Raw genomic sequence first — 18,949 nt, 5'->3', positions numbered from 1 at the left:
GGTCTTGCACACACCGGAAGCCGCGGTGTTAATCTGATACCAAGAATCAGTTGCAGTGTTTCTTGAAAAAAGGGGGCGTTCTTATGGGGGAAAAGGCCTCTTTCATGGGGCGGGACGGGGCCGGTAACGATACGTTGAAGCGGGATGAGAGCGCCGATACGGCCGATCTCGTCGAAATCGCCGGCGCCATCAAATGGTTCGACGTGGCCAAGGGCTACGGTTTCATCCTTCCCGATGATGGTACTTCGGGCGACATCCTCCTCCATGTGACATGCCTTCGAAAGGATGGTTTTCAGACCGCCCTGGAAGGCGCCCGTGTCGTCTGCCTGGTCAAGCAGGGCGAGCGCGGGCTGCAGGCCTTCCGCGTGCTCTCGATGGATGTCACCACGGCGGTGCATCCGGCGGAGCTACAGGAGCAGCGCACCCATGTCGCGGTGACGCCGGAAAGCGGCCTCGAACGGGCGCTGGTCAAATGGTTCAACCGTACCAAGGGGTTCGGCTTTCTGACCCGGGGCGAGGGCACCGAGGACATTTTCGTCCACATGGAGACGCTGCGCCGCTACGGCATCACCGAACTCCGGCCGGGCCAGGTGGTGCTGGTCCGCTTCGGACGCGGCGACAAAGGCCTTATGGCTGCCGAAATTCACCCCGATATGGGTACCTTGCCGGTCTCGCATTAGTTCCGGCCGAGGATTTCATATGGCTCACAGGAACCGGCTGACGGCGGGCGCGCTCTGCGCCGGGATTTTCCTCATCGTCGCCGCAAGTGCGTTCTTCTATTTTCAGCAACCGAGTTCCGCCGACGGCAAGGCGATGATCCTTCCCGTCGACCCGGCGCCGCTGGTCGCGGTGACGAAGGCCGGCGAGCGTTCTTTTTCGGTCGAAATCGCCGACACGCCCGCCGAGCGCGAGGCCGGCCTGATGTTCCGCCACCACATGGCCGACAATCACGGCATGCTGTTCGTGTTCGGTGCGCCGCAGGATGTGAGCTTCTGGATGAAGAATACGCCGATGCCGCTCGACTTGGTCTTCGTCGGCCAGGACGGCCGGATCCGGGCGATCAGGCAAGGCGAGCCGCAGTCGGAGGCGATCATCTCGCCGGACGAGCCGGTGCGCTTCGTACTCGAGCTCAAGGCAGGCACCGCCGCCAAAAAGGGCATTGAGGACGGCGACCTGCTGCGCCATCCGGCCATCGGCACGGCGCCGGGGCCGGCCATGCCGCCGCCCGACAAGGGCGATGCGCCGAGTGTCGATTCCGACTGAGCGGGCAGGATCTTCGGCCGATGCAGTTCTTCTCCCATGACGGTTTCGACCTTGCTTTCCTTGACCGCCAGCCGGCATCGGGGCAGGGCGATCCGGTGCTGATGATCCACGGCTTTGCCTCGAGCCATTACGTCAACTGGGTGTCGCCCGGCTGGTTCAAGGCGCTGAACGACGCCGGCTACCGTGCCATCGCCTTTGACAATCGCGGCCATGGGTCGTCGTCGAAGAGCTATGACGAAGCCGACTACACGCCGGCAAAAATGGCGTCGGACGCGGCAGCGCTTTTGAACCATCTCGGCATCGAACGCGCTCATGTCATGGGTTATTCGATGGGCGCGCGCATATCGGCCTTCCTGGCGCTCTCCGACCCGGAGAAGGTGGCGACGCTGGTCTTCGGCGGTCTCGGCGTCGGCATGGTCGACGGCGTCGGCGACTGGGATCCGATAGCCGACGCCCTTCTGGCCGACGATCCGGCAGGCACCAGCGATCCGCGCGGCCGCTCGTTCCGCGCCTTCGCCGATCAGACCCGCAGCGATCGCCGGGCGCTCGCCGCCTGCATCGCCACCTCACGCGAATTGCTGAGCGAGGCCGACATTGCCCGCATTGCCCAGCCGACCTTGATTGCGGTGGGAACCAAGGACGACATCGGCGGCTCGCCGGATGAACTCGCCGCTTTGATGCCCAACGCCAGGGCTTTTCACATCGAAGGCCGCGACCATATGCTGGCGGTCGGCGACAAGACCTTCAAGCAGCGCGTGCTGGAGTTTTATGCCGAGCATCGGTTTTGACGGATGGCTCCCCAAAAGCGGCCATTGGGCCTGAAGCTGGGGTTCTTAGCGGTTTTGCAACTCTACGGGGGTAACTAAGCGTCACGCGTGGATCGGTTCAAACCCGCCACGCGCTGAACGAGGGGCAGAGGGTACGATGGCACAATGGGGAAGAAGCGACGCCGCTTTGCTGGGCGTCGTTGCGAAAAGCAGGTTCGGCGAATGGTCCGTTGTTCTAGCGCTGGCTGCATTGGTGGCAGGCGCGATGGCGATCACCGCGTTGATGGCAATGCCGAGCGACGCGTCCGTGCTTATCCAGCACAGTGTGACAGGCTTCTTCATGGCGGTATTTTTCCTGGTCGGGCCATTGGCGCATCTTACCGGCGCGGTCTTCGGGCTGATGGCGCTGGGTCGTCCAAACGACAATCGTTTGCTCGGCCTGGCTGGCATCGTGGTCAACGGCGCGTCGCTTGCCGCCGGGGTGTTTATGCTGTGGGCCATGGCATCGACCATAGGCGCGTTTACGTGATTTCGGGCAAATCTTCCGGACGCAAGTGGCCGACGCGTCGGGCTACGATCGGCGCGGGCTGTGCCCCAGCGCCCTGAGCGAGCGCGCCATGTTATGCCGGGCCTGGGTTTCGAAGCGCCGGCGGAACTCCTTGCTGTGGAAGACATGCGGGCGGGCGAGGAAGCCATTCAGGACTGCGGCACGGCCGGCCCGCCACATCGGCTCATCGACCCACTTATATTCGCGGCGGACCGCCTGTTCATAAGCGTCGAACACGTCGGGCGCAGCACCCAGGATCGCCAGGTCCATGTCGAGGAACAGCGCCGCGTCACGAACCGAATGCTGGTCGCCAAGGGGCGGCAATTCGTGGCCGGCAGTGGCAGTGATCATCGCCGCGATGCGACCGATGCGTTGTGCATCGGCGCGGCCGGCGAGCTTTTCCTCGGCAAGTGCGGCACTCCTCGCCTCATTGTCCTTGGCGCGGCTGTCGTAGATCGCGTCGTGGAACCAGATCGCTGCCTCGACTGCTTCAGGATCATGCAACAACGCCTTGTAATCATTGGCCAGCGCCAGCGTCGCCTCGATGTGGCCAAGGTCGTGGTAGTGGCGATCTTCGGCCTCATAGAGCGCGGAAAGCTCGCGCTTCAGGGTCTCGTCCATCAAGGTTGCGTTTTCCATGGCTGCTTGAAATTCCGCCAACCAAATCCATTTCACGAAGCACTAAGGAAAATTGAGTTCACCCGTGCTATGATCTGGCTTATAGGTGCGGCCGGAGAATAGGCAAGCCGCCAACCGAGACATTGGATGGCCGAGACATTGGATGGCCGGAGACATCAGATGAACAGCGTTACGATTTCCCGTCCCACCAGGGTGCAGCCGGTAGATCCGATCTGGCGTTCGATCCGCGACGAAGCGATGGAAGCGGTCAACCGCGATCCGCTGCTGGCGGCGTTCCTCTATTCGACCATCCTCAATCAGGAAAACCTGGAAGAAGCGGTCATTCACCGGCTGGCCGAGCGCCTCGCCCATCAGGACATCGGCTCCGACCTCATCCGCCAGACGTTCAAGGCGATGGCGGCCGACGACAAGGACTGGTCGACGACGGTGCGCGTCGATATCCAGGCCTATTACGACCGTGATCCGGCATGCGACCGCTTCATCATGCCGGTGCTCTACTTCAAGGGTTTTCACGCCATCCAGACGCACCGGCTGGCGCATTGGCTGTGGAACCAGGGCCGCCAGGACTTCGCGCTGTATCTGCAGAGCCGGTCGTCCTCGGTGTTCCAGACCGACATCAATCCGGCTGCCCGCATCGGCAAGGGCATCTTCCTCGACCACGCCACCGGCCTCGTCGTCGGCCAGACGGCGGTGATCGAGGACGACGTGTCGATCCTGCACGGCGTGACGCTGGGCGGCACCGGCAAGGCCGGCGGCGACCGCCATCCCAAGATCCGCTACGGCGTGCTGATCGGCGCCGGCGCCAAGATCCTCGGCAACATCGAGATCGGCCATTGCTCGAAGATCGCGGCCGGCTCGGTGGTGCTGTCGCCGGTACCGCACAACAAGACGGTTGCCGGCGTGCCGGCCCGCGTCGTCGGCGAGACCGGCTGCGACCAGCCTTCGCGGCAGATGGACCAGCTGTTGCCATCGCAGACGATGGACCACGTCGTCAGCTTCGACATCTGAGTGCTCGGGCAGGGGCTTGTCGCGTCGGACCAACTATCAATGTCGGCGCTGCCCCTCATCTGCCTGCCGGCATCTTCTCCCCGTATAGTGACGGGGAGAAGGGGCTGACTGCGGCCTCGGCACTGTTTCTGTAACGCTGGAGATTGGCGAAATTTTTTGCGAAGGCGGCCTTCTCCCCGTCACTATACGGGGAGAAGTGCCCGGCAGGGCGATGAGGGGCAGCGCAAACCTGAGGCGATTGCCCGTGTTCTCTCGCCGGCTTGCCTTTACATGGCCATTGTCGACGTGCCAGAAGCGCGCTCAAACGAAGAAGCCGACGATCGGAGAAGACTGTTGAAGCCGGACGAAATCAGAAAGCTGGACGCCTATTTCAAGCGCACCTTCCAGAACCCCAAACTCGAAGTGAAGGCGCGGCCGCGCAAGGAAGATTCGGCCGAGGTCTATGTCGGCGACGAGTTCCTCGGCATCGTCTTCAAGGACGAGGACGACGGCGATTATAATTTCTCGATGGCGATCCTCGACATCGATCTGGCCTGAGTTGGGAGTTTAGCTGGCCGCTACGCCTCAAGCGCTGCGGCGGTACGGAACCTTGCAGGACGCCGGCGGAACAGCGCCCTCCTCTGGCCTGCCGCCCATCTCCCCCACCTGGGGGGAGATTGGCAGCCTCGGCGCTGCACTCTTCCTGCAACATTGGAGACTGGCGAAAGCCAAGATGACGGCCGATCTCCCCCCTCGTGGGGGAGATGTCCGGTAGGACAGAGAGGGGCGCGAAGGATCGCTACGGAACGGCTCGTTTCGTTGCTTACCGCCCGGTCTTCAGCACACGTGCCGCCTCGCCCGAAATCGCCGCGTCGAGCCCCTGCCAGTCGCCCAGGAATTCCCGGGGGAAGCGGTAGGTAAGGCTGAGATTGTCGCCGACCAGGATGTCGCGTTCGCAGGGCGCCAGCGATTCGTCCGAGCTCGGGCCGCTCAGGCAGCGTGCGACGAACGGATCCTTGCCGGGGCGATCGGCGACCGCCAGCACTTCGTTCAGATAGCCTGATTTTTCGCTGAAGGCGTAAAGCGTGGTGCCGCCAGGGCCGGGCGTACCCGGCTTGGCGATCAGCGCGCTGTAGATCGGCGCGAAGCGGCCGCTCATGTCGCGCGACATCATCTGCGGCTCGAACGACAGGAAGACGATGTCCTTGCTGGGTCCGGTGTGGTTGAAGTCGTTGCGGGCAGCCTCGCTGTAGCCGTCCATCTCGGGATAGCGCAGATAGAGGTCGAGTCGCGAGGCGATGCCGTCGCGCCGGGCCTGGGCAAAGCGGATGACATTGGCCGGCACGGCGATGACGTTGTTGCCGATGACGACCTTGTGGACCGTGGTGTCGTCGGTGTACCCGGCCATGGCAATCGAGCGGCCGAACCATTTGCCGCCAAGGCTGATCGCCACCGAAAGCAGCGCCAGCGTCGCGAACGCATAAAACACTCGCTTCATCAGCGTCGAATCGACGACGCTGAGTTGCGGGCCCTCTGTGGCGGCTGCCTGCTTCATCGCGATCCTCATTTGCCGTCCCATCGGGTGTACCTGAACGGCACATCTCGGCGCGCACGGCTCTTGCTTCGCAGCTTTGCGGGCGACTGTGCGATTTCATGGTAAACGGAGGGTAAAGATGGGCCCGGTCGAACAAATCATATTCAGTTTTATGGCTGGGCTGACGGCTTGCGGCCTGACCGGATCGGTGATGGAGCTGATCGCCGGCCGTAGGCTTGCCTTCGTCCAGCCCTATGTATCGTCGAAGCACATGCTGCGCTCGCTCGCCACGACGGCTTGCGCCGGGCCGCTGATGTTCGCCAACGAGGCGCTGGACGCCTGGCGCGAGCGTCGCATCTCGGTGCTGGGGCTGATCTCCTGCGGCTGTACGGCGACCATCTGGGCGCTGGCGCTGGGCATGGTGGTGATCGCCATTGCGTCCTGGGCGGCTTCGCTTCTAGGGTCTGGCAGCTTGTCGGTGTGAGACGATCTGGAGACAGCAATGCCGATCTACGCGATTGACGGAAAAGCGCCCGCCTTCGAGGACGCCGACAGCAACTGGATCGCGCCCGATGCCACCCTGATCGGCAATATCAGCATTGGCCGCAATGCCGGCTTCTGGTTCGGCGTCGTCGTCCGCGGCGACGATGAGCCGATCGTCATCGGCGCCGACACAAATGTGCAGGAGCACACAATCATGCACACCGACGCCGGCTTTCCGCTGACCGTCGGCCAACGCTGCACGATCGGCCATCGCGCCTTGCTGCATGGCTGCACGATCGGCGACAACAGCCTGATCGGCATGGGCGCCATCGTGCTGAACGGCGCGAAGATCGGCAACAACTCGCTGGTCGGCGCCGGTGCGCTGGTCACCGAAGGCAAGCAATTTCCCGACAATTCGCTGATCGTCGGCTCGCCCGCGCGCGTCGTCAGGATGCTCGACGAGGCCGCAGTCGCCAGGCTGCGCGCCTCGGCCGCGCATTATGTGGCCAACGGGAAGAGGTTCAGGGCGGGGCTGAGGAAAGTGTAGCGCCAGTCAGTGAAGGCCGCCTATCGCAAGCCCGGAAATGGTGGAGCCGGCCCGGGGACGGGGCCGGCTCCTTAAACCCGGTCGTTGGGGACGGGGAGGGTGGGGACTCGACCGGGTTTCTCCTAAAGCGCGAAGTCATGCGACGCACTTAACCTCTGCTTTATGCATGTCGTTATCCCAAAACCGCTACGCGCTTTTGGGCGACATGCCTTGGCGTCCTCAGCGGACGCTGGCGACCGCGTCGGAGCGGCCGTCGTTGATCGTCACCCAGGCGCCGGAATTCCGCTCGGACTGGCGCTTCAGGTAGGTGTAGCCGGTATTGGTCCAGGACAGCACCTTGGGCTGGAGATTGTCGAGGATGAACTCGCCAAGGCTGGTGCGCACGGTCAGCACCGCATGGCCGTCGCCATTGCGCTGGCGCACCACCGTCATCAGCAGATCGCCGGCCGGCACGCCGATGCTCATCAGCTCGCGGCGCTTTTCCAGCGCATAGTCCTCGCAGTCGCCGAAGCCGCTATTGGGAAAGGACCAGACTTCCTCCTTGCCCCACATTTCCATGTCGGTGCGCGGCGCGACCCTGCTGTTGACCGAATTGTTGACCTTGACGATCGTTGCCCACAGCTTGCGGGTCAGCTCGACGGGTGCCCGGCCAGGCGTCCTCTGATTGCATTCCTGCGGAAGCTGCTGGCACAATTCGTAGTGTCCGACCGGCTGCGTGGTGCGGCCGCCGGTGTGCATGAAGGCCGGCTCCGCCGCGTTTACAGTCCCCCAACCGAAAAGCTGCATCGCTATTGCCGCCAGCAACAGCTTGCCCCTCATCCTGTTCATTATTCAGTCTCCCCGTTTGAGGAGACAATGACACGACTGGATTTATTTGACGCAAAAGTGCGAAGTAGACATTAAGTAAAACGCCAATAGAATAAACATAAAATTTGACGCAATTGAATATAGAATTGTTTAAGGATTCCAGCCGGGCATGTTCCCATGCTTCGTCGCACCGTTCGAACAGCCAGGATGGCGGGACAGAGGGGGGCGCGAAGGATCGCCAGCCTCTCTTCCCGATAGTGCTAACGCTTCCGCGTCAGCCGCGCGATGAGCTGAATTCGGTATCGAGCGTTTCCGGCCGCTGGATGACGGCGAACTCGATGGCGAGGCCATCTTCGAAATGCCGCACTATCTGGCCGCGCATGGTGCCCAGCGTCACCTGGACGCCGATGGCCGGCTTGACGTCGATCTCGATCGCCGCGCCCGACAGCGACAGGTCGATGATGCGGCACTGGTACTGGCGTCCGTCGGCAAGCTGCAGCACGCTCGTCGGGTTGCGCGGTGCGACGCGTTCATGGCGGCGGTCTTCCGGCAGGTCGAGCTCGTGCTTGTTGGCAAGCCAGGTCAGTTGCGCGGCGAGCTTGTCCCTCTTGCGCTCCGACGCGATGACGGTCATCGCAAAGCCATCCTGCAGTGTGCGGGTGATGACGCCTTCGATGCGGCCGATGTGATCGATGTAGGCAATGACCTTTTCGCCAGCCAGGCCGGCGCGCTCGGTGCGCAGCGCAACGTTGCCGGGCGACATGTCGACCACCTGGCAGGGATGTTCGGTGCGGTCTTCCAGCATGAAGCGTCCGTAAATTTTCACGCGGACGCGCTGAAAGTTACGCCTTTCAGCTTGGGACGGCGCATGGTCGACCGCCGCTGACCTCATCACTGCCATACCCCGTTCGGCATTCCGCGCATGGATGCGGGGAATTTCAGCGGAAAACTACAACAAAGCAGGTTAACAAAGGGGAAAGCCCGGCGCTGTTGCTTTAAGCTTTGGGCATCATTCCTCGCGTCCGCCGTCGAAGACGACCAGGTGACGGATGCGGCGAGCCTGGCCGAGCGCCGAAATCGTCTCGGGCGGGTCGAATTCCGATGGGGCGAGCGAGGGAACCTCTATCGCCGGCCGGTTCTTCAGGAACATCGGCTCCTTGTCGGGATCGACGACACGGATCGAATCGATCAAGGCGTCGAGAACCGGGTCGGCACCCAGCCAGAAGGGTTTTTCGACGGCGCTTATCACGCCGAGGCAGCGCGGGCTCTCGACACCGCCGTCGAGCGGCAGCGCGAGCAGCTCGAACCTGTTGGACCGGCCGTTGCGGCTGAAACCCTCATAGGTGATGAGCATCACCGATTTCAGGTCGAAGACGCCATCGGTCAGCTTCGAAATCAGTCGCTGGTCCTTCTCGCGCCACAGTGAAGGGAATGAAAACCCCTTGAGTTCGCGGCCATAGACCGCGCAGAGCCTGGTGCCGGCCAGCCGGAACACCGCTTCGCCGCGCGTGTCCTTTTCCAGGATGAACGTGTCGGCCAGCAGCGACTTGATATCGGCCGGTTCGACTTCCGAGCGTTTCGGGGCAGGGCGTCCGTCACGCAACCGGTTCCAATAATGGAACAGCGTGATCGATCCGGTCTGGTTCATGCTAATGCTGCTCCGCGCATTCTGTCTTCTGATGTCCCATCGGTGAACAGAAGGGCGCCCTCCGAAGACCTACATGCGTTGCGGAGCAGGATGCGTGCCAGCATCGTTAATACTTGTTCACGGGTCGGGGCGGTTAAGGTTAACAACTGGTTTACGTTGCGCGCCTGCCAGCCCTGTGGCACACCAAAACCACTCCAGAAGCGGTCGTTTTGCGACGATCGGCAGCACTTCAGTCAAGAGTTCAGGGGGAGCAAGGGGGCTCGACCAGCCGTTCAAGGGAAACCTTGGACGGCTTCTTTTTTTGATTCGGGGCTGCTGATTCGCCGTTTGTGATTCGGTTGGCCGTGATCTACATGCTCGCGAAGTCCAATCCAGCGACTGAGTGCAAGCCATATGAGCGACCCAGAAAGCCCACCGGAGATCGAGCAGGGCCAGGGTGGGCCTGTCACCCGCGAACCGGAGCAGCGCCGCGAGCCGGTGTTCAACCTGCCGCCCGTGGTGCTGGCGGTGATCGCCATCTGCGTCGTCGTCTTTCTGATGCAGCAGTATGTGCTTAGCCAAGACCAGCAGCTGACACTATTGTACGACGGGGCCTTCATTCCTGTTCTCTACACTGGCCAATACGGCTTCGACTGGTTCCTGTTTTCTCGGCCCTTTACATATGCCTTCCTGCATGGCGGCCTTGCCCATCTTGCCATCAACATGGTGTGGCTTGCGGCCTTCGGCTCACCGCTGGCCAACCGCTTCGGCGCGCTGCGCTTCAGCCTGTTCTTCGCCGCGACCGGACTGGCGGCGGTGGCGCTGTTCTGGGCCATGCATCCGCTTGGGGAGGCGCCGCTGGTCGGCGCCTCCGGCGCGATTTCTGGCATGATGGGTGCGGCGGCACGCTACGGCTTCCGCATCGACCGCTCGTCGGGCAAGGCCGCCTTCGCCGGCCAGCCTTTGCCGATGGCGGCGGTGCTGCGCTCGCGCGGCGTCGTCACCTTTCTCGCCATGTGGATGGTGATCAACCTCGCGACCGGCCTCTTCGGCCTGGCGCCTGGCATTGACGGCCAGATCGCCTGGGAAGCCCATATTGGTGGCTTTCTTGCCGGCTTCTTCGGCCTGCGGTTTTTTGATCGGCGAGAGCAGGTGCCCCGGCAGGCGGACGAGCCGGAGACCTGAGACCGCCGCACTTGAAATGCAACCGATCGCGGCGCACCATGTTCATCCCAGGGAAAGCCGGCCAGGGCAGGAGCCGGCAGGAAATGCAGAGGAGGACGCCATGACTGTTAAGGCAATTCTCGAGGCAAAAGGCCACGGCGTGGTGACGCTCGGGCCGAACGAAAAGCTCAGCGAAGCCATCCGCATGCTTTCCGAACACAGGATCGGCGCGCTGGTCATCACCAACGGCGATCACAAGATCGTCGGCATTCTTTCCGAGCGCGATGTGGTGCGGGTTCTCGCCAAGGAGGGGGCGGCGGCGCTCGACCTTGCCATCCGCTCGGCGATGACGCCCAAGGTGAAGATCTGCAATGAGAACCACACCGTCAACGAGGTCATGGAGATCATGACCAAGGGCCGCTTCCGCCATCTGCCGGTGGAGAAGAACGGGCTGCTCGACGGCATCGTGTCGATCGGCGACGTGGTCAAGCGCCGCATCGAGGATGTCGAGCGCGAGGCCGAGGAGATCAGGGCCTATATCGCCACGGCATAGGTGACGGCGGCCGGGTTGCCGGCAGTTCGATTTTTCAAGCTGCTATCGCAGTTCGTCGCGGCAGGTGCGGGCCTGTGCCGCGTCGGCGCGTGCGGCTTTGCGCTTGTCTCTTTTGGCGGTTTGCACTAGCGAAGTTGCACATCAAAATATGCGTTCTCGCATATCCGCAATTTCAATATGCAGGCCCTTATGAGCATCATCGATACCCGCACGCCCGACGCCAAGCGCCTGGTTCCCGGCGCCACCGGCGACTGGGAGATCATCATCGGCCTCGAGGTCCACGCGCAGGTGACCTCGCAGGCAAAGCTGTTTTCCGGCGCCTCGACCATTTTCGGCGCCGCGCCCAACGCCAATGTCAGCCTGGTCGACGCGGCGATGCCCGGCATGCTGCCGGTCATCAACGAGGAATGCGTCAAGCAGACGATCCGCACCGGGCTGGGCCTGAAGGCCGAGATCAACCACAAATCGGTCTTCGACAGGAAAAACTATTTCTATCCCGACCTGCCGCAGGGCTACCAGATCTCGCAGTTCAAGCAGCCGATCGTCGGCGAGGGGAAGGTGATCGTCTCGGTCGGCCCGGACCGGCAGGGCGAATTCGAGGACATCGAGGTCGGCATCGAGCGCCTGCACCTGGAGCAGGACGCCGGCAAGTCGATGCACGACCAGCATGCGACGATGTCCTATGTCGATCTCAACCGCTCCGGTGTGGCGCTGATGGAGATCGTTTCGAAGCCGGATATGCGCTCCGCCGATGAAGCCAAGGCCTATGTCACCAAGCTGCGCACCATCGTGCGCTACCTCGGCACGTGCGACGGCAATATGGACGAAGGCTCGCTGCGCGCCGACGTCAACGTCTCGGTACGCCGGCCCGGCGGTGAATTCGGCACGCGCTGCGAGATCAAGAACGTCAACTCCATCCGTTTCATCGGCCAGGCCATCGACTACGAGGCGCGCCGCCAGATCGCCATCCTCGAGGACGGCGGCAAGATCGACCAGGAAACGCGGCTGTTCGACCCCAACAAGGGCGAAACGCGCTCGATGCGTTCCAAGGAAGAAGCGCACGACTACCGCTATTTCCCCGATCCCGACCTTCTGCCGCTGGAATTCGACCAGGCCTATGTCGACGAGTTGGCAAAGGACCTGCCGGAACTTCCCGACGCCAAAAAGGCGCGGCTGATCACCTCGCTCGGCCTGTCGACCTACGACGCCTCGATCCTGGTATCGGAAAAGGCGGTCGCCGACTATTTCGAGAAGGTGGCGGCCGGGCGCGATGGCAAGCTTGCCGCCAACTGGGTCATCAACGATTTGCTGGGTGCGTTGAACAGAGCCGGCAAGGACATTGAAAACGCTCCTGTTTCACCCGACCAGCTTGGCGCGGTCATCGACCTGATCAAGGAAGGCACCATCTCCGGCAAGATCGCCAAGGATCTATTCGAGATCGTCTGGAACGAGGGCGGCGATCCGCGTCAGCTGGTCGAAAGCCGCGGCATGAAGCAGGTCACCGATACCGGCGCCATCGAAAAGGCGGTCGACGAGGTGATCGCGGCCAACCCGGACAAGGTCGAGCAGGCGCGCGCCAAGCCGACCATGGCCGGCTGGTTCGTCGGCCAGGTGATGAAGGCGACCGGCGGCAAGGCCAATCCGCAGGCGGTCAACGAGCTGGTCAAGGCCAAGCTCGGGATCGAGTAGGATGTTTGTCCGCACCGCCGGCGAGCGCGATCTGGCGGCGGTGCGCGCATTGCTGGTCGAGACGTGGCATGCCACCTATGACGCCATCTACGGCGGGCCGCGGGTTACCGAAATCACCGATGAATGGCATTCAATCGCCGCGCTCAAGGCACGGCTGACGCGGCCGAACTCGGAGTTCCTGGTCGCCGACGACGGCAAAACCATCGGCGGCATGGCTTTCGCGGCCGCCACCACGGATGCCAGGATCGTCATGCTGAACCAGCTTTACGTGCATCCGGCCTGGCAGAGGCAAGGCATCGGCCAGGCGCTGCTGGACGAGATCGAGGCCAGCTTTCCGGAGGCCAGGACGCTGCGTGTCGAGGTCGAGGAAGCAAATGCTCCGGCTGTCGCCTTCTACCGCGCGAGGGGGTTCTTGCCCGCCGGCAACACGGCCGATTGCGGCGGCGCCTCGGGCTTGCCGGCGCTGGTTTTGGAGAAGCAACTCGGATAGCTCGTTCGCCTGACGCTCAGTTGCGTTTCTCAGGCAGGTTGGAGCAGCCGGCAGCGAGAAACTCGCACGGCAGGCTGCCGCCTCCACCCGACGTGTGCGGGGGCGTGGCGGCTTCGATTTTTTCCACCTCGTAATATTTCGAGGTGACACCCCATTTTTTGACGCCCTGGCACGTCGAGCGCACGCCAACCTCCGTCGCCTTTGCCGCAGTCTTGTAATAGGTGGTGATCCGGCAGGATTGGCTGACCGGCAGCGCGTTCGCCGGGCTCGTGACCGGCGGCAGGAAGTTCGGGAAGGCAAGCAGCGAGATTGCCGCAATGATCCGGACGGCGGGCATGGCGTGAGGAAGGTGCAGCATCGTTTGTCTCCATCGATGGCGCCGCTCGCTCTTGGCGCAGCGGCGCGTTTGTTCCGGCAAGATCAGGCCATGATGCCGGCGCTGCCGCATCTGCCGCGCGGGGGAAGGCGGCAGCGGTCTGAACCGCCGCCGTCATCCGCGAGCGGCCGCGTCAGGGCGTTTTCGGCTTGATGAGCGTCTTTATCGGAACGGCGACTTTTGGAGGCCGGACCGTACTGGTTCCACCATCGACGGCCAGCCCGCCGCTGTTGAGATAGCGCACCGTATAGTGCAGCTCATAGCCCGGAACTCTGATCCATGTAGGCTTGTGATTGAACTGGTCCGGCGGCCTCGAATACCACTTCGGGATCTGCATGATCTTGGAACCGGCACCGAATCCCGCAGTCTTGGCCGCTACCGCGAAGGCGCTGTCTCTGGGATCGTTCGGCGGCTGGTCGACATTGCCGATGACGACCAGCGAATCGTATTTTCGCGCGTCGAGCCTGAGTGCGGGAAGGTTCAGCGCAGCCACGTCGCCTTCGCGCATCGTCAGCGCCTTCTGACGGCCGTCCTCATTGGCGTAGACGTTGAGATTTATGGCCTCGGATTCCGCATAGACGACATTGTTGTGGAAGTCGCGGGCTGGCAGGCGTGTGAGGCTGTCGAAGGTCACTTCAACCGTCGGCTTGGCTATGGCGTCCGTCACCACCAGGTTGCGCCGCGGCACCGTCCAGAAGATGAGATCATCGCCGGTGGCCTGCGTGCCGGCATCGGAGCCGTCTATTGCCGAGCATTTCGAATTTGGAACCGGCGTCGTCACCGGCAGAGGTGCCGAAAACGAGCTCCGTACCTGAGCGTCGATGTAATTGCCGACGTTGAAAACGTCTTCGAGGATGTTGCCGCCCTCGAAGCTCGCCGGGCCGGGTTGCGAGCGGATGATGACCTGGCTGGAATCGGTCTGCCAGCCGCTGCAGAAGACGTTGACGTCTATGGGAATGCCGATGTGGCGGTCGGAGGTCACCGGGATCGAGACTTTGATGGTCAGGATGTAAGGAACTTTGACAAACCAGCTGTTTGGCTGGTTCAGCATCTGCGTCGCAAAGCGCGACGGCCGCCATTGCTTCAGCGATTCGATCGATGCGCGTGACGATCGTCCCTGGGCGGCCAGCTGTGCGTTGGTGGCGTCGACCTTGGCTTGCGCCAGGTTGCGGACGGTGTTGGTGATCAGGAACACGCCGAGTTCGGCTTTGCAGGGCCTGTTCGATTGTGTGGCGTTGCATGGGGCAAGTGCCGCACTGGGAACCGGCGGCCCCGAAGGCGGCGGCTGGGCGGCCGCGGTGGCCGCCATCAGGCAGAAGAACAGCATCGTGCAGGTTTTCAACATGGTATCCTCGCTCTGTCGTTGGAAACCACCCTCCGGCTAGACAGCAGCATGTGTTCGATGGCGGTTCATCGCCCGCACGGGGGATGAACCGCGAAACATCGGGCCGGCCCAGCGACGTCGAGCCGCCGTCCTTTCGGATTGGATATCTACTGCTTCACGACGCCTTTGGTTGTCGCCTTCGGCGCGACGACCTTGGGCTTGGGGGTTTTCGGGCCGGGGTCGACTACCAATGCGGCCGTGCAGGAGCATTTGCCCGAACCGCAGTTCAGGTCGCCCTTGCACATTTTGGAATGCCGCATATCGGTGCAGTCGGCGGTCCCGGAGCAGGAGCAACTGCCTTGCCCAATCGTTCCGGACTGACATTTGAAGCTCCATGCCGGATCGGCGGCAAGGCCGGCCACAGCGAGCGATAAGGCAAAAAGCGTCGTCGAGATGAGCTTGCGCATGAATACCTCCCGGTTCTATCGAGCGATGGAACCACGAAGCAGCAACGCCTTCATCTCCCGCGCGGGGGACGAACTCGCATACCGGTGACGATCGTCAATGCTGTCCCTTCAGCACGACGAGATAGCCGCGTTCGACGCGAAGCCGGAACGCGATTTGCCCTGCAGTGCCGGGATCCTTGGAAACCTTGTCGATGACATAGCCGCTGGGATGCGAGCCAAGCCATTCTTCCGGTTTGTCGGTGGTTTCGAATGGCTTTTGCAACCGGGCCAGGAAGCCGACTTCGCCTTGATAGTCGAAAGCTGCGGCCCAGTCCGCATCCTTTCGCTCGTCGATGAAGTTGGCGAGCGGCGTCAGATCATAGCGTTTGAACGCGGTTGCCGATGCCACCGCGTGGCCGATGCCGAAAATGACAAGCATGACGATGGCCGAGCTCTTCAGCCTGGCGAGCGGGATCTCCGCCATGAAATAGCCGAACAGGATGACCACGAACGGCAACATCGGCACGACATAATGAGGCTGCTTGCCGGATATCGCGCTGAACACGAGAAACACGGCAACGAACGAGAATGACAGCAGGCGCAAGGCGCGCAGATCCGGCGACTTCGCGTCGATCAGGCTGCGTATCCGCGTGCTCAGCTTCAACCGCCACACCTCGGGTATGAAGATCCACGGTATGGACATGACGGGCAGCAGCAGCAGATAGAAATAGAACGGCCGGCCATGCGAATTGCGCAAATTGCCGGTGACGCGCCCCGCCGACTGGTTCCAGACGAGATCGTAGACGAAATTGCCTTTTGTCAGGATGGTCGCCGGCACCAGCCAGATCGCCACCGGAATTAGCGCGGCGAGCAGGGCCAGGCCCACTCCAGCGAGGAAGTTCGGTGTCGTCAGTCCCGCCCGCCCGTCGCGCCAGAACGGGTAGAACAGGATGGGCGCGCCGATATGGATCAGCACCACCGGGCCTTTCGTCAGCACGCCCATGCCGATGAACAGCCCGGCCAGAACGGCCTGCCAGCGGTTGCCGCTGCGGGCAAAGGCAATCAACGACAACAGCGCGGCGAGCACAAAGACCGTCAGCAACAGGTCGAACAGGATCAGCGTCGAATAGATGACGAACACGCTGCTTCCGGCGACCAGCCAGGGGATGCGCCGCGCGATGTCGTCGCGGCCCGGAAACAGGGTCTTTGCCAAAGCCGTCGTCAGCCAGATGACGAGCGAGGAGGCGGCGAAGATGACCAGCATCGCCGCCGGCCGGCTGGCGCCGAGAATGTTCCAGACAAGGTCGACAAGCCAAAACAGCAGTGGCGGCTTCTGCAGATAGGGCGCGAAATTCATCGTCGGGACGAAGATCTGTCCGCTCAGATACATTTCCCAGGTGACGCTGAGATATCGCGTTTCGTCGACGGGCAGCAGTGGCCGGAAAGCGACCGCGATTACGATCAGCCCAAGCAGAAAGAGGTAGGGGAGCAGCCGCTCGGTAGATGTCGGTGTCAAAGATCGAGATCCGCGCCAGAAACCATTTTCATTCCAGCCGAGCATAGTGCCGCGTTTCTGGACCGCGAACGACCGCACCATGATTTTGGCCGAATTGCAACGATGCCGGTTTCGTTTCGCAGATTTTGCGGACGATGGTCTCAAGGGCTTGAAAAACTTGCCGGCCGAGTCTTTTGGACCGCTGCCGGTTCCGGGGAACCTGAGCAAAATCACCTGGAGCGCAAGGGTAAGCGCAAGGGTGGCGACAATTCGCGCATCAACAGTTCGAGCTCGCGCTGATCGCCTGTACCGGTCTTGTCGAAGATCGTCGCCAGCTGCGACTTGACGGTGCCGTCCGAGACGCCGCCGGCCGCGGCGATTTCCTTTCGCGTCAGGCCGGCGGCAACGTGACCGGCGACGCGCCTTTCTGCCGCGGTCAATCCGAACAGCGCCGCAATGGCGTCCAGCGCCGGGGTCGGTGTCGAACCGGCCGCGGCGATGAAGATCGCTGCGGCGGCGCGTTGCGAGATGCGCGCCGAGATTTCACGCCGCGCCAGCGGCATGACATGGGCCACCGCCGGAACGACCGTCCTGGCCAGGGGAATGTTGATGCCGCAAGGTCCGAGCGCGAATTCGTCGCGCGTGCCGAGCTGGACGGCACGGCCGATCGCGGCGTTGGCGTTGGCATAGGTGAACGAAAGCTGTCCGCGCACGCAAGCGACCGAGATGTTTTCGGCGAGCAGCGCTTCGGCTGACGGGTTGGCGAAGATGATGGTCATGTCTTCTGCGACGATCAGCACCGGATGGTCGAGGCTTTCGATGATGGAGCGGAAGATTTCGGCCTTGCGCCGCTCGGCCTCGAACAGGTCGCCGATGGTCACCGCGCGCCGCACATGCGGTGCCAACAGGCAGACAAGCTCGATATCCTCGCGGGAAATCTGGCGCCTGTCCTTGTCGGTAACCACCATCAACGTGCCGATCCGGGTCGGCCGCTTCATCAACGCCACCCAGAAGAAATCGTCCAGGCGGTTGGGTTGCACCCATTCGCGCACGATGCGGCTTTCGAGCCATCTCTGTCGCGTATCCGGGCCTTGCAGGGCGTAGATCGAATCGACGGTGAACGGCACGTCGATCTCCATCTTGGGAACCGCCGCATAGAAAGGCACTTGCGAGCCGTAGTCATGCTTCAACGGCTCAAGAACTGCGGGATCGCCGCAAGACACCGAAAACCGCGCGGAGCTGCTGATCGTGTCGATGACGGCGAGCATGGCAAGCTGGCCTTCCGCCAGGTTGCAGATGGCCTCGAGTGTCGCCTGCCAGCGGTCGACGTCGGCAATCGAATCGTAGATCGCCTCAACGACCTGCGGCAACGCGCGACCGGCCGTGCCCGCCAGCGATGACATGAGCCCCTCTCATTTGCCGTCCTTGAGGCAACGAAGCTTCAACTCCTAGAATAACGCTGCGTAAGGTTGCCAACAACCCATTTCATGTGCTTCGGGCGGCCGCGAAAATGACATGATCGTTTCGCTTCCCGCCACCCATTTGCTCCTCGGTTGCGGCAAGACGCTTGCCTTCGCAATGCCGTGACGCCATAAGCAGGAACAGGCGCCGCAGCCGCCGCGAGGACTTGCTTCAAGGACTTGCCACGAGGATTTGGATGAAAACTTTCCTTCTGCAGTTTTTCACCTGGTGGAATAGCCAGACATTGGGAACGCGCTTCCACACCTGGCGGCACGGCAAGAAGGTCGGGCAGGACGAGGTCGGCAACGTCTACTATGAGGGCGGCGTCGATTCGGAAGGCCGCACCCGTCGCTGGGTCATCTACCGCAACTATTCGGAAGCCTCGGCGATCCCGCCCGGCTGGCACGGCTGGATCCATCATCGTGTCGACGTTGCGCCGCCAAGCGAAGACTACAAGCCACGCGACTGGCAAAAGCCGCATGTGCCGAACCTCACCGGCAGCCCCGCGGCCTATCGCCCGAAAGGCTCGGTGCTGACCAACCAGCATCGTCCGCAGGTGACGGGCGACTACGACGCCTGGACGCCTGGTTCGTGATCGATCGCCGCGACACGCGCGCGGTCCCCACGGGGGCGGTCCCCACGAGGGCGGTCCCCACGAGGGCGGTCCTTTGTCGCCACAATTGCTGTTTAGCTGTTTGCTGATCCGACAGCAGCAACTAGCCTTGGCGTTGAGAGAATCACCCGGGCGCA

Annotated in this window: 23 protein-coding genes; 13 read left to right on the top strand and 10 right to left on the bottom strand. The window is 62.5% G+C overall.

Features of this window, described 5'->3' with window-relative positions; translation table 11 throughout:
• Nucleotides 1-83 precede the first annotated feature (83 nt).
• The 4 genes from NKI52_RS24080 (at nucleotide 84) to NKI52_RS24065 (ending at nucleotide 2,559) form a co-directional block, all read left to right on the top strand.
• Complete coding sequence (locus NKI52_RS24080; RefSeq protein ID WP_036238076.1) at nucleotides 84-680, top strand: cold-shock protein; 597 nt, start codon at nucleotides 84-86, stop codon at nucleotides 678-680.
• A 19-nt stretch (nucleotides 681-699) separates the two neighbouring features.
• Nucleotides 700-1,263 (top strand): DUF192 domain-containing protein, encoded by a 564-nt coding sequence (locus tag NKI52_RS24075; protein WP_352570891.1) that lies wholly within the window; start codon nucleotides 700-702, stop codon nucleotides 1,261-1,263.
• A gap of 20 nt (nucleotides 1,264-1,283) precedes the next feature.
• Nucleotides 1,284-2,051 carry an alpha/beta fold hydrolase gene (locus NKI52_RS24070; protein ID WP_352570892.1) on the top strand — a complete coding sequence of 256 codons (768 nt, stop codon included), beginning with the start codon at nucleotides 1,284-1,286 and terminating at the stop codon, nucleotides 2,049-2,051.
• Nucleotides 2,052-2,217: 166 nt separating this feature from the next.
• On the top strand, nucleotides 2,218-2,559 hold the full coding sequence (locus tag NKI52_RS24065; RefSeq protein WP_352501630.1) for a hypothetical protein: 342 nt from the start codon (nucleotides 2,218-2,220) through the stop codon (nucleotides 2,557-2,559).
• Between the two features lie 42 nt (nucleotides 2,560-2,601).
• Here NKI52_RS24065 and NKI52_RS24060 read toward each other — a convergent pair whose 3' ends face one another.
• Nucleotides 2,602-3,216: an HD domain-containing protein gene (locus NKI52_RS24060; RefSeq protein ID WP_352570894.1), complete on the bottom strand. Its 615-nt coding sequence runs from the start codon at nucleotides 3,214-3,216 to the stop codon at nucleotides 2,602-2,604.
• A 159-nt stretch (nucleotides 3,217-3,375) separates the two neighbouring features.
• Between NKI52_RS24060 and cysE the strand changes: the two genes are divergently transcribed.
• Entirely contained in the window at nucleotides 3,376-4,224 is an 849-nt protein-coding gene (gene cysE / locus NKI52_RS24055; protein ID WP_023717455.1) for a serine O-acetyltransferase, read from the top strand.
• Between the two features lie 333 nt (nucleotides 4,225-4,557).
• Nucleotides 4,558-4,761, top strand: coding sequence for a DUF3126 family protein (locus NKI52_RS24050; protein ID WP_023674799.1), 204 nt, complete (start codon nucleotides 4,558-4,560; stop codon nucleotides 4,759-4,761).
• A gap of 265 nt (nucleotides 4,762-5,026) precedes the next feature.
• On the opposite strand, the gene NKI52_RS24045 is transcribed toward NKI52_RS24050, so the two are convergent.
• Complete coding sequence (locus NKI52_RS24045; RefSeq protein ID WP_352570896.1) at nucleotides 5,027-5,758, bottom strand: hypothetical protein; 732 nt, start codon at nucleotides 5,756-5,758, stop codon at nucleotides 5,027-5,029.
• A 118-nt stretch (nucleotides 5,759-5,876) separates the two neighbouring features.
• On the opposite strand from NKI52_RS24045, the gene NKI52_RS24040 reads away from it, so the two are divergent.
• Nucleotides 5,877-6,221, top strand: coding sequence for a DUF6949 family protein (locus tag NKI52_RS24040; RefSeq protein WP_352570897.1), 345 nt, complete (start codon nucleotides 5,877-5,879; stop codon nucleotides 6,219-6,221).
• Between the two features lie 18 nt (nucleotides 6,222-6,239).
• Entirely contained in the window at nucleotides 6,240-6,767 is a 528-nt protein-coding gene (locus tag NKI52_RS24035) for a gamma carbonic anhydrase family protein (protein WP_352570898.1), read from the top strand.
• 219 nt (nucleotides 6,768-6,986) lie between these two features.
• Here NKI52_RS24035 and NKI52_RS24030 read toward each other — a convergent pair whose 3' ends face one another.
• The 3 genes from NKI52_RS24030 to NKI52_RS24020 form a co-directional block, all read right to left on the bottom strand.
• A complete protein-coding gene (locus tag NKI52_RS24030; RefSeq protein ID WP_198023528.1) occupies nucleotides 6,987-7,586 on the bottom strand; it encodes a transglutaminase-like cysteine peptidase in 600 nt (199 codons plus the stop codon).
• Between the two features lie 262 nt (nucleotides 7,587-7,848).
• A complete protein-coding gene (locus NKI52_RS24025; RefSeq protein ID WP_352570899.1) occupies nucleotides 7,849-8,466 on the bottom strand; it encodes a PilZ domain-containing protein in 618 nt (205 codons plus the stop codon).
• 117 nt (nucleotides 8,467-8,583) lie between these two features.
• Nucleotides 8,584-9,222, bottom strand: a complete 639-nt coding sequence (locus NKI52_RS24020; protein ID WP_352492545.1) for a PAS domain-containing protein — start codon at nucleotides 9,220-9,222, stop codon at nucleotides 8,584-8,586.
• A 393-nt stretch (nucleotides 9,223-9,615) separates the two neighbouring features.
• Here NKI52_RS24020 and NKI52_RS24015 point away from each other — a divergent pair, with 393 nt between their 5' ends.
• From NKI52_RS24015 to NKI52_RS24000, 4 genes are all read left to right on the top strand, one after another.
• Nucleotides 9,616-10,386, top strand: a complete 771-nt coding sequence (locus NKI52_RS24015) for a rhomboid family intramembrane serine protease (protein WP_352699933.1) — start codon at nucleotides 9,616-9,618, stop codon at nucleotides 10,384-10,386.
• A gap of 100 nt (nucleotides 10,387-10,486) precedes the next feature.
• Nucleotides 10,487-10,918, top strand: coding sequence for a CBS domain-containing protein (locus NKI52_RS24010; RefSeq protein WP_352451102.1), 432 nt, complete (start codon nucleotides 10,487-10,489; stop codon nucleotides 10,916-10,918).
• 189 nt (nucleotides 10,919-11,107) lie between these two features.
• A complete protein-coding gene (gene gatB, locus NKI52_RS24005; protein ID WP_352699931.1) occupies nucleotides 11,108-12,607 on the top strand; it encodes an Asp-tRNA(Asn)/Glu-tRNA(Gln) amidotransferase subunit GatB in 1,500 nt (499 codons plus the stop codon).
• Between the two features lies 1 nt (nucleotide 12,608).
• Nucleotides 12,609-13,097, top strand: a complete 489-nt coding sequence (locus NKI52_RS24000) for a GNAT family N-acetyltransferase (RefSeq protein WP_352699929.1) — start codon at nucleotides 12,609-12,611, stop codon at nucleotides 13,095-13,097.
• Nucleotides 13,098-13,113: 16 nt separating this feature from the next.
• Here NKI52_RS24000 and NKI52_RS23995 read toward each other — a convergent pair whose 3' ends face one another.
• The 5 genes from NKI52_RS23995 to NKI52_RS23975 all read right to left on the bottom strand — a co-directional run bounded on the left by NKI52_RS23995 (nucleotide 13,114) and on the right by NKI52_RS23975 (nucleotide 18,141).
• Nucleotides 13,114-13,455 (bottom strand): hypothetical protein, encoded by a 342-nt coding sequence (locus NKI52_RS23995; protein WP_352699927.1) that lies wholly within the window; start codon nucleotides 13,453-13,455, stop codon nucleotides 13,114-13,116.
• A 151-nt stretch (nucleotides 13,456-13,606) separates the two neighbouring features.
• Nucleotides 13,607-14,818, bottom strand: coding sequence for a hypothetical protein (locus NKI52_RS23990; RefSeq protein ID WP_352699925.1), 1,212 nt, complete (start codon nucleotides 14,816-14,818; stop codon nucleotides 13,607-13,609).
• Between the two features lie 146 nt (nucleotides 14,819-14,964).
• The gene (locus NKI52_RS23985) at nucleotides 14,965-15,264 is read right to left on the bottom strand and encodes a hypothetical protein (protein ID WP_352646745.1); all 300 of its coding nucleotides are present in this window, start codon (nucleotides 15,262-15,264) and stop codon (nucleotides 14,965-14,967) included.
• A 94-nt stretch (nucleotides 15,265-15,358) separates the two neighbouring features.
• Entirely contained in the window at nucleotides 15,359-16,759 is a 1,401-nt protein-coding gene (locus tag NKI52_RS23980) for an ArnT family glycosyltransferase (RefSeq protein WP_352699923.1), read from the bottom strand.
• A 209-nt stretch (nucleotides 16,760-16,968) separates the two neighbouring features.
• Entirely contained in the window at nucleotides 16,969-18,141 is a 1,173-nt protein-coding gene (locus NKI52_RS23975; protein WP_352699921.1) for a helix-turn-helix transcriptional regulator, read from the bottom strand.
• A 254-nt stretch (nucleotides 18,142-18,395) separates the two neighbouring features.
• Between NKI52_RS23975 and NKI52_RS23970 the strand changes: the two genes are divergently transcribed.
• A complete protein-coding gene (locus tag NKI52_RS23970; RefSeq protein ID WP_352458848.1) occupies nucleotides 18,396-18,794 on the top strand; it encodes an NADH:ubiquinone oxidoreductase subunit NDUFA12 in 399 nt (132 codons plus the stop codon).
• Nucleotides 18,795-18,949 lie beyond the last annotated feature (155 nt).

This window comes from Mesorhizobium sp. M0590, from assembly GCF_040320905.1.
Lineage (GTDB): Bacteria > Pseudomonadota > Alphaproteobacteria > Rhizobiales > Rhizobiaceae > Mesorhizobium.
The sequence above is the reverse complement of the archived record's forward strand: the minus strand, read 5'-3'. Positions and strand labels throughout refer to the sequence as shown.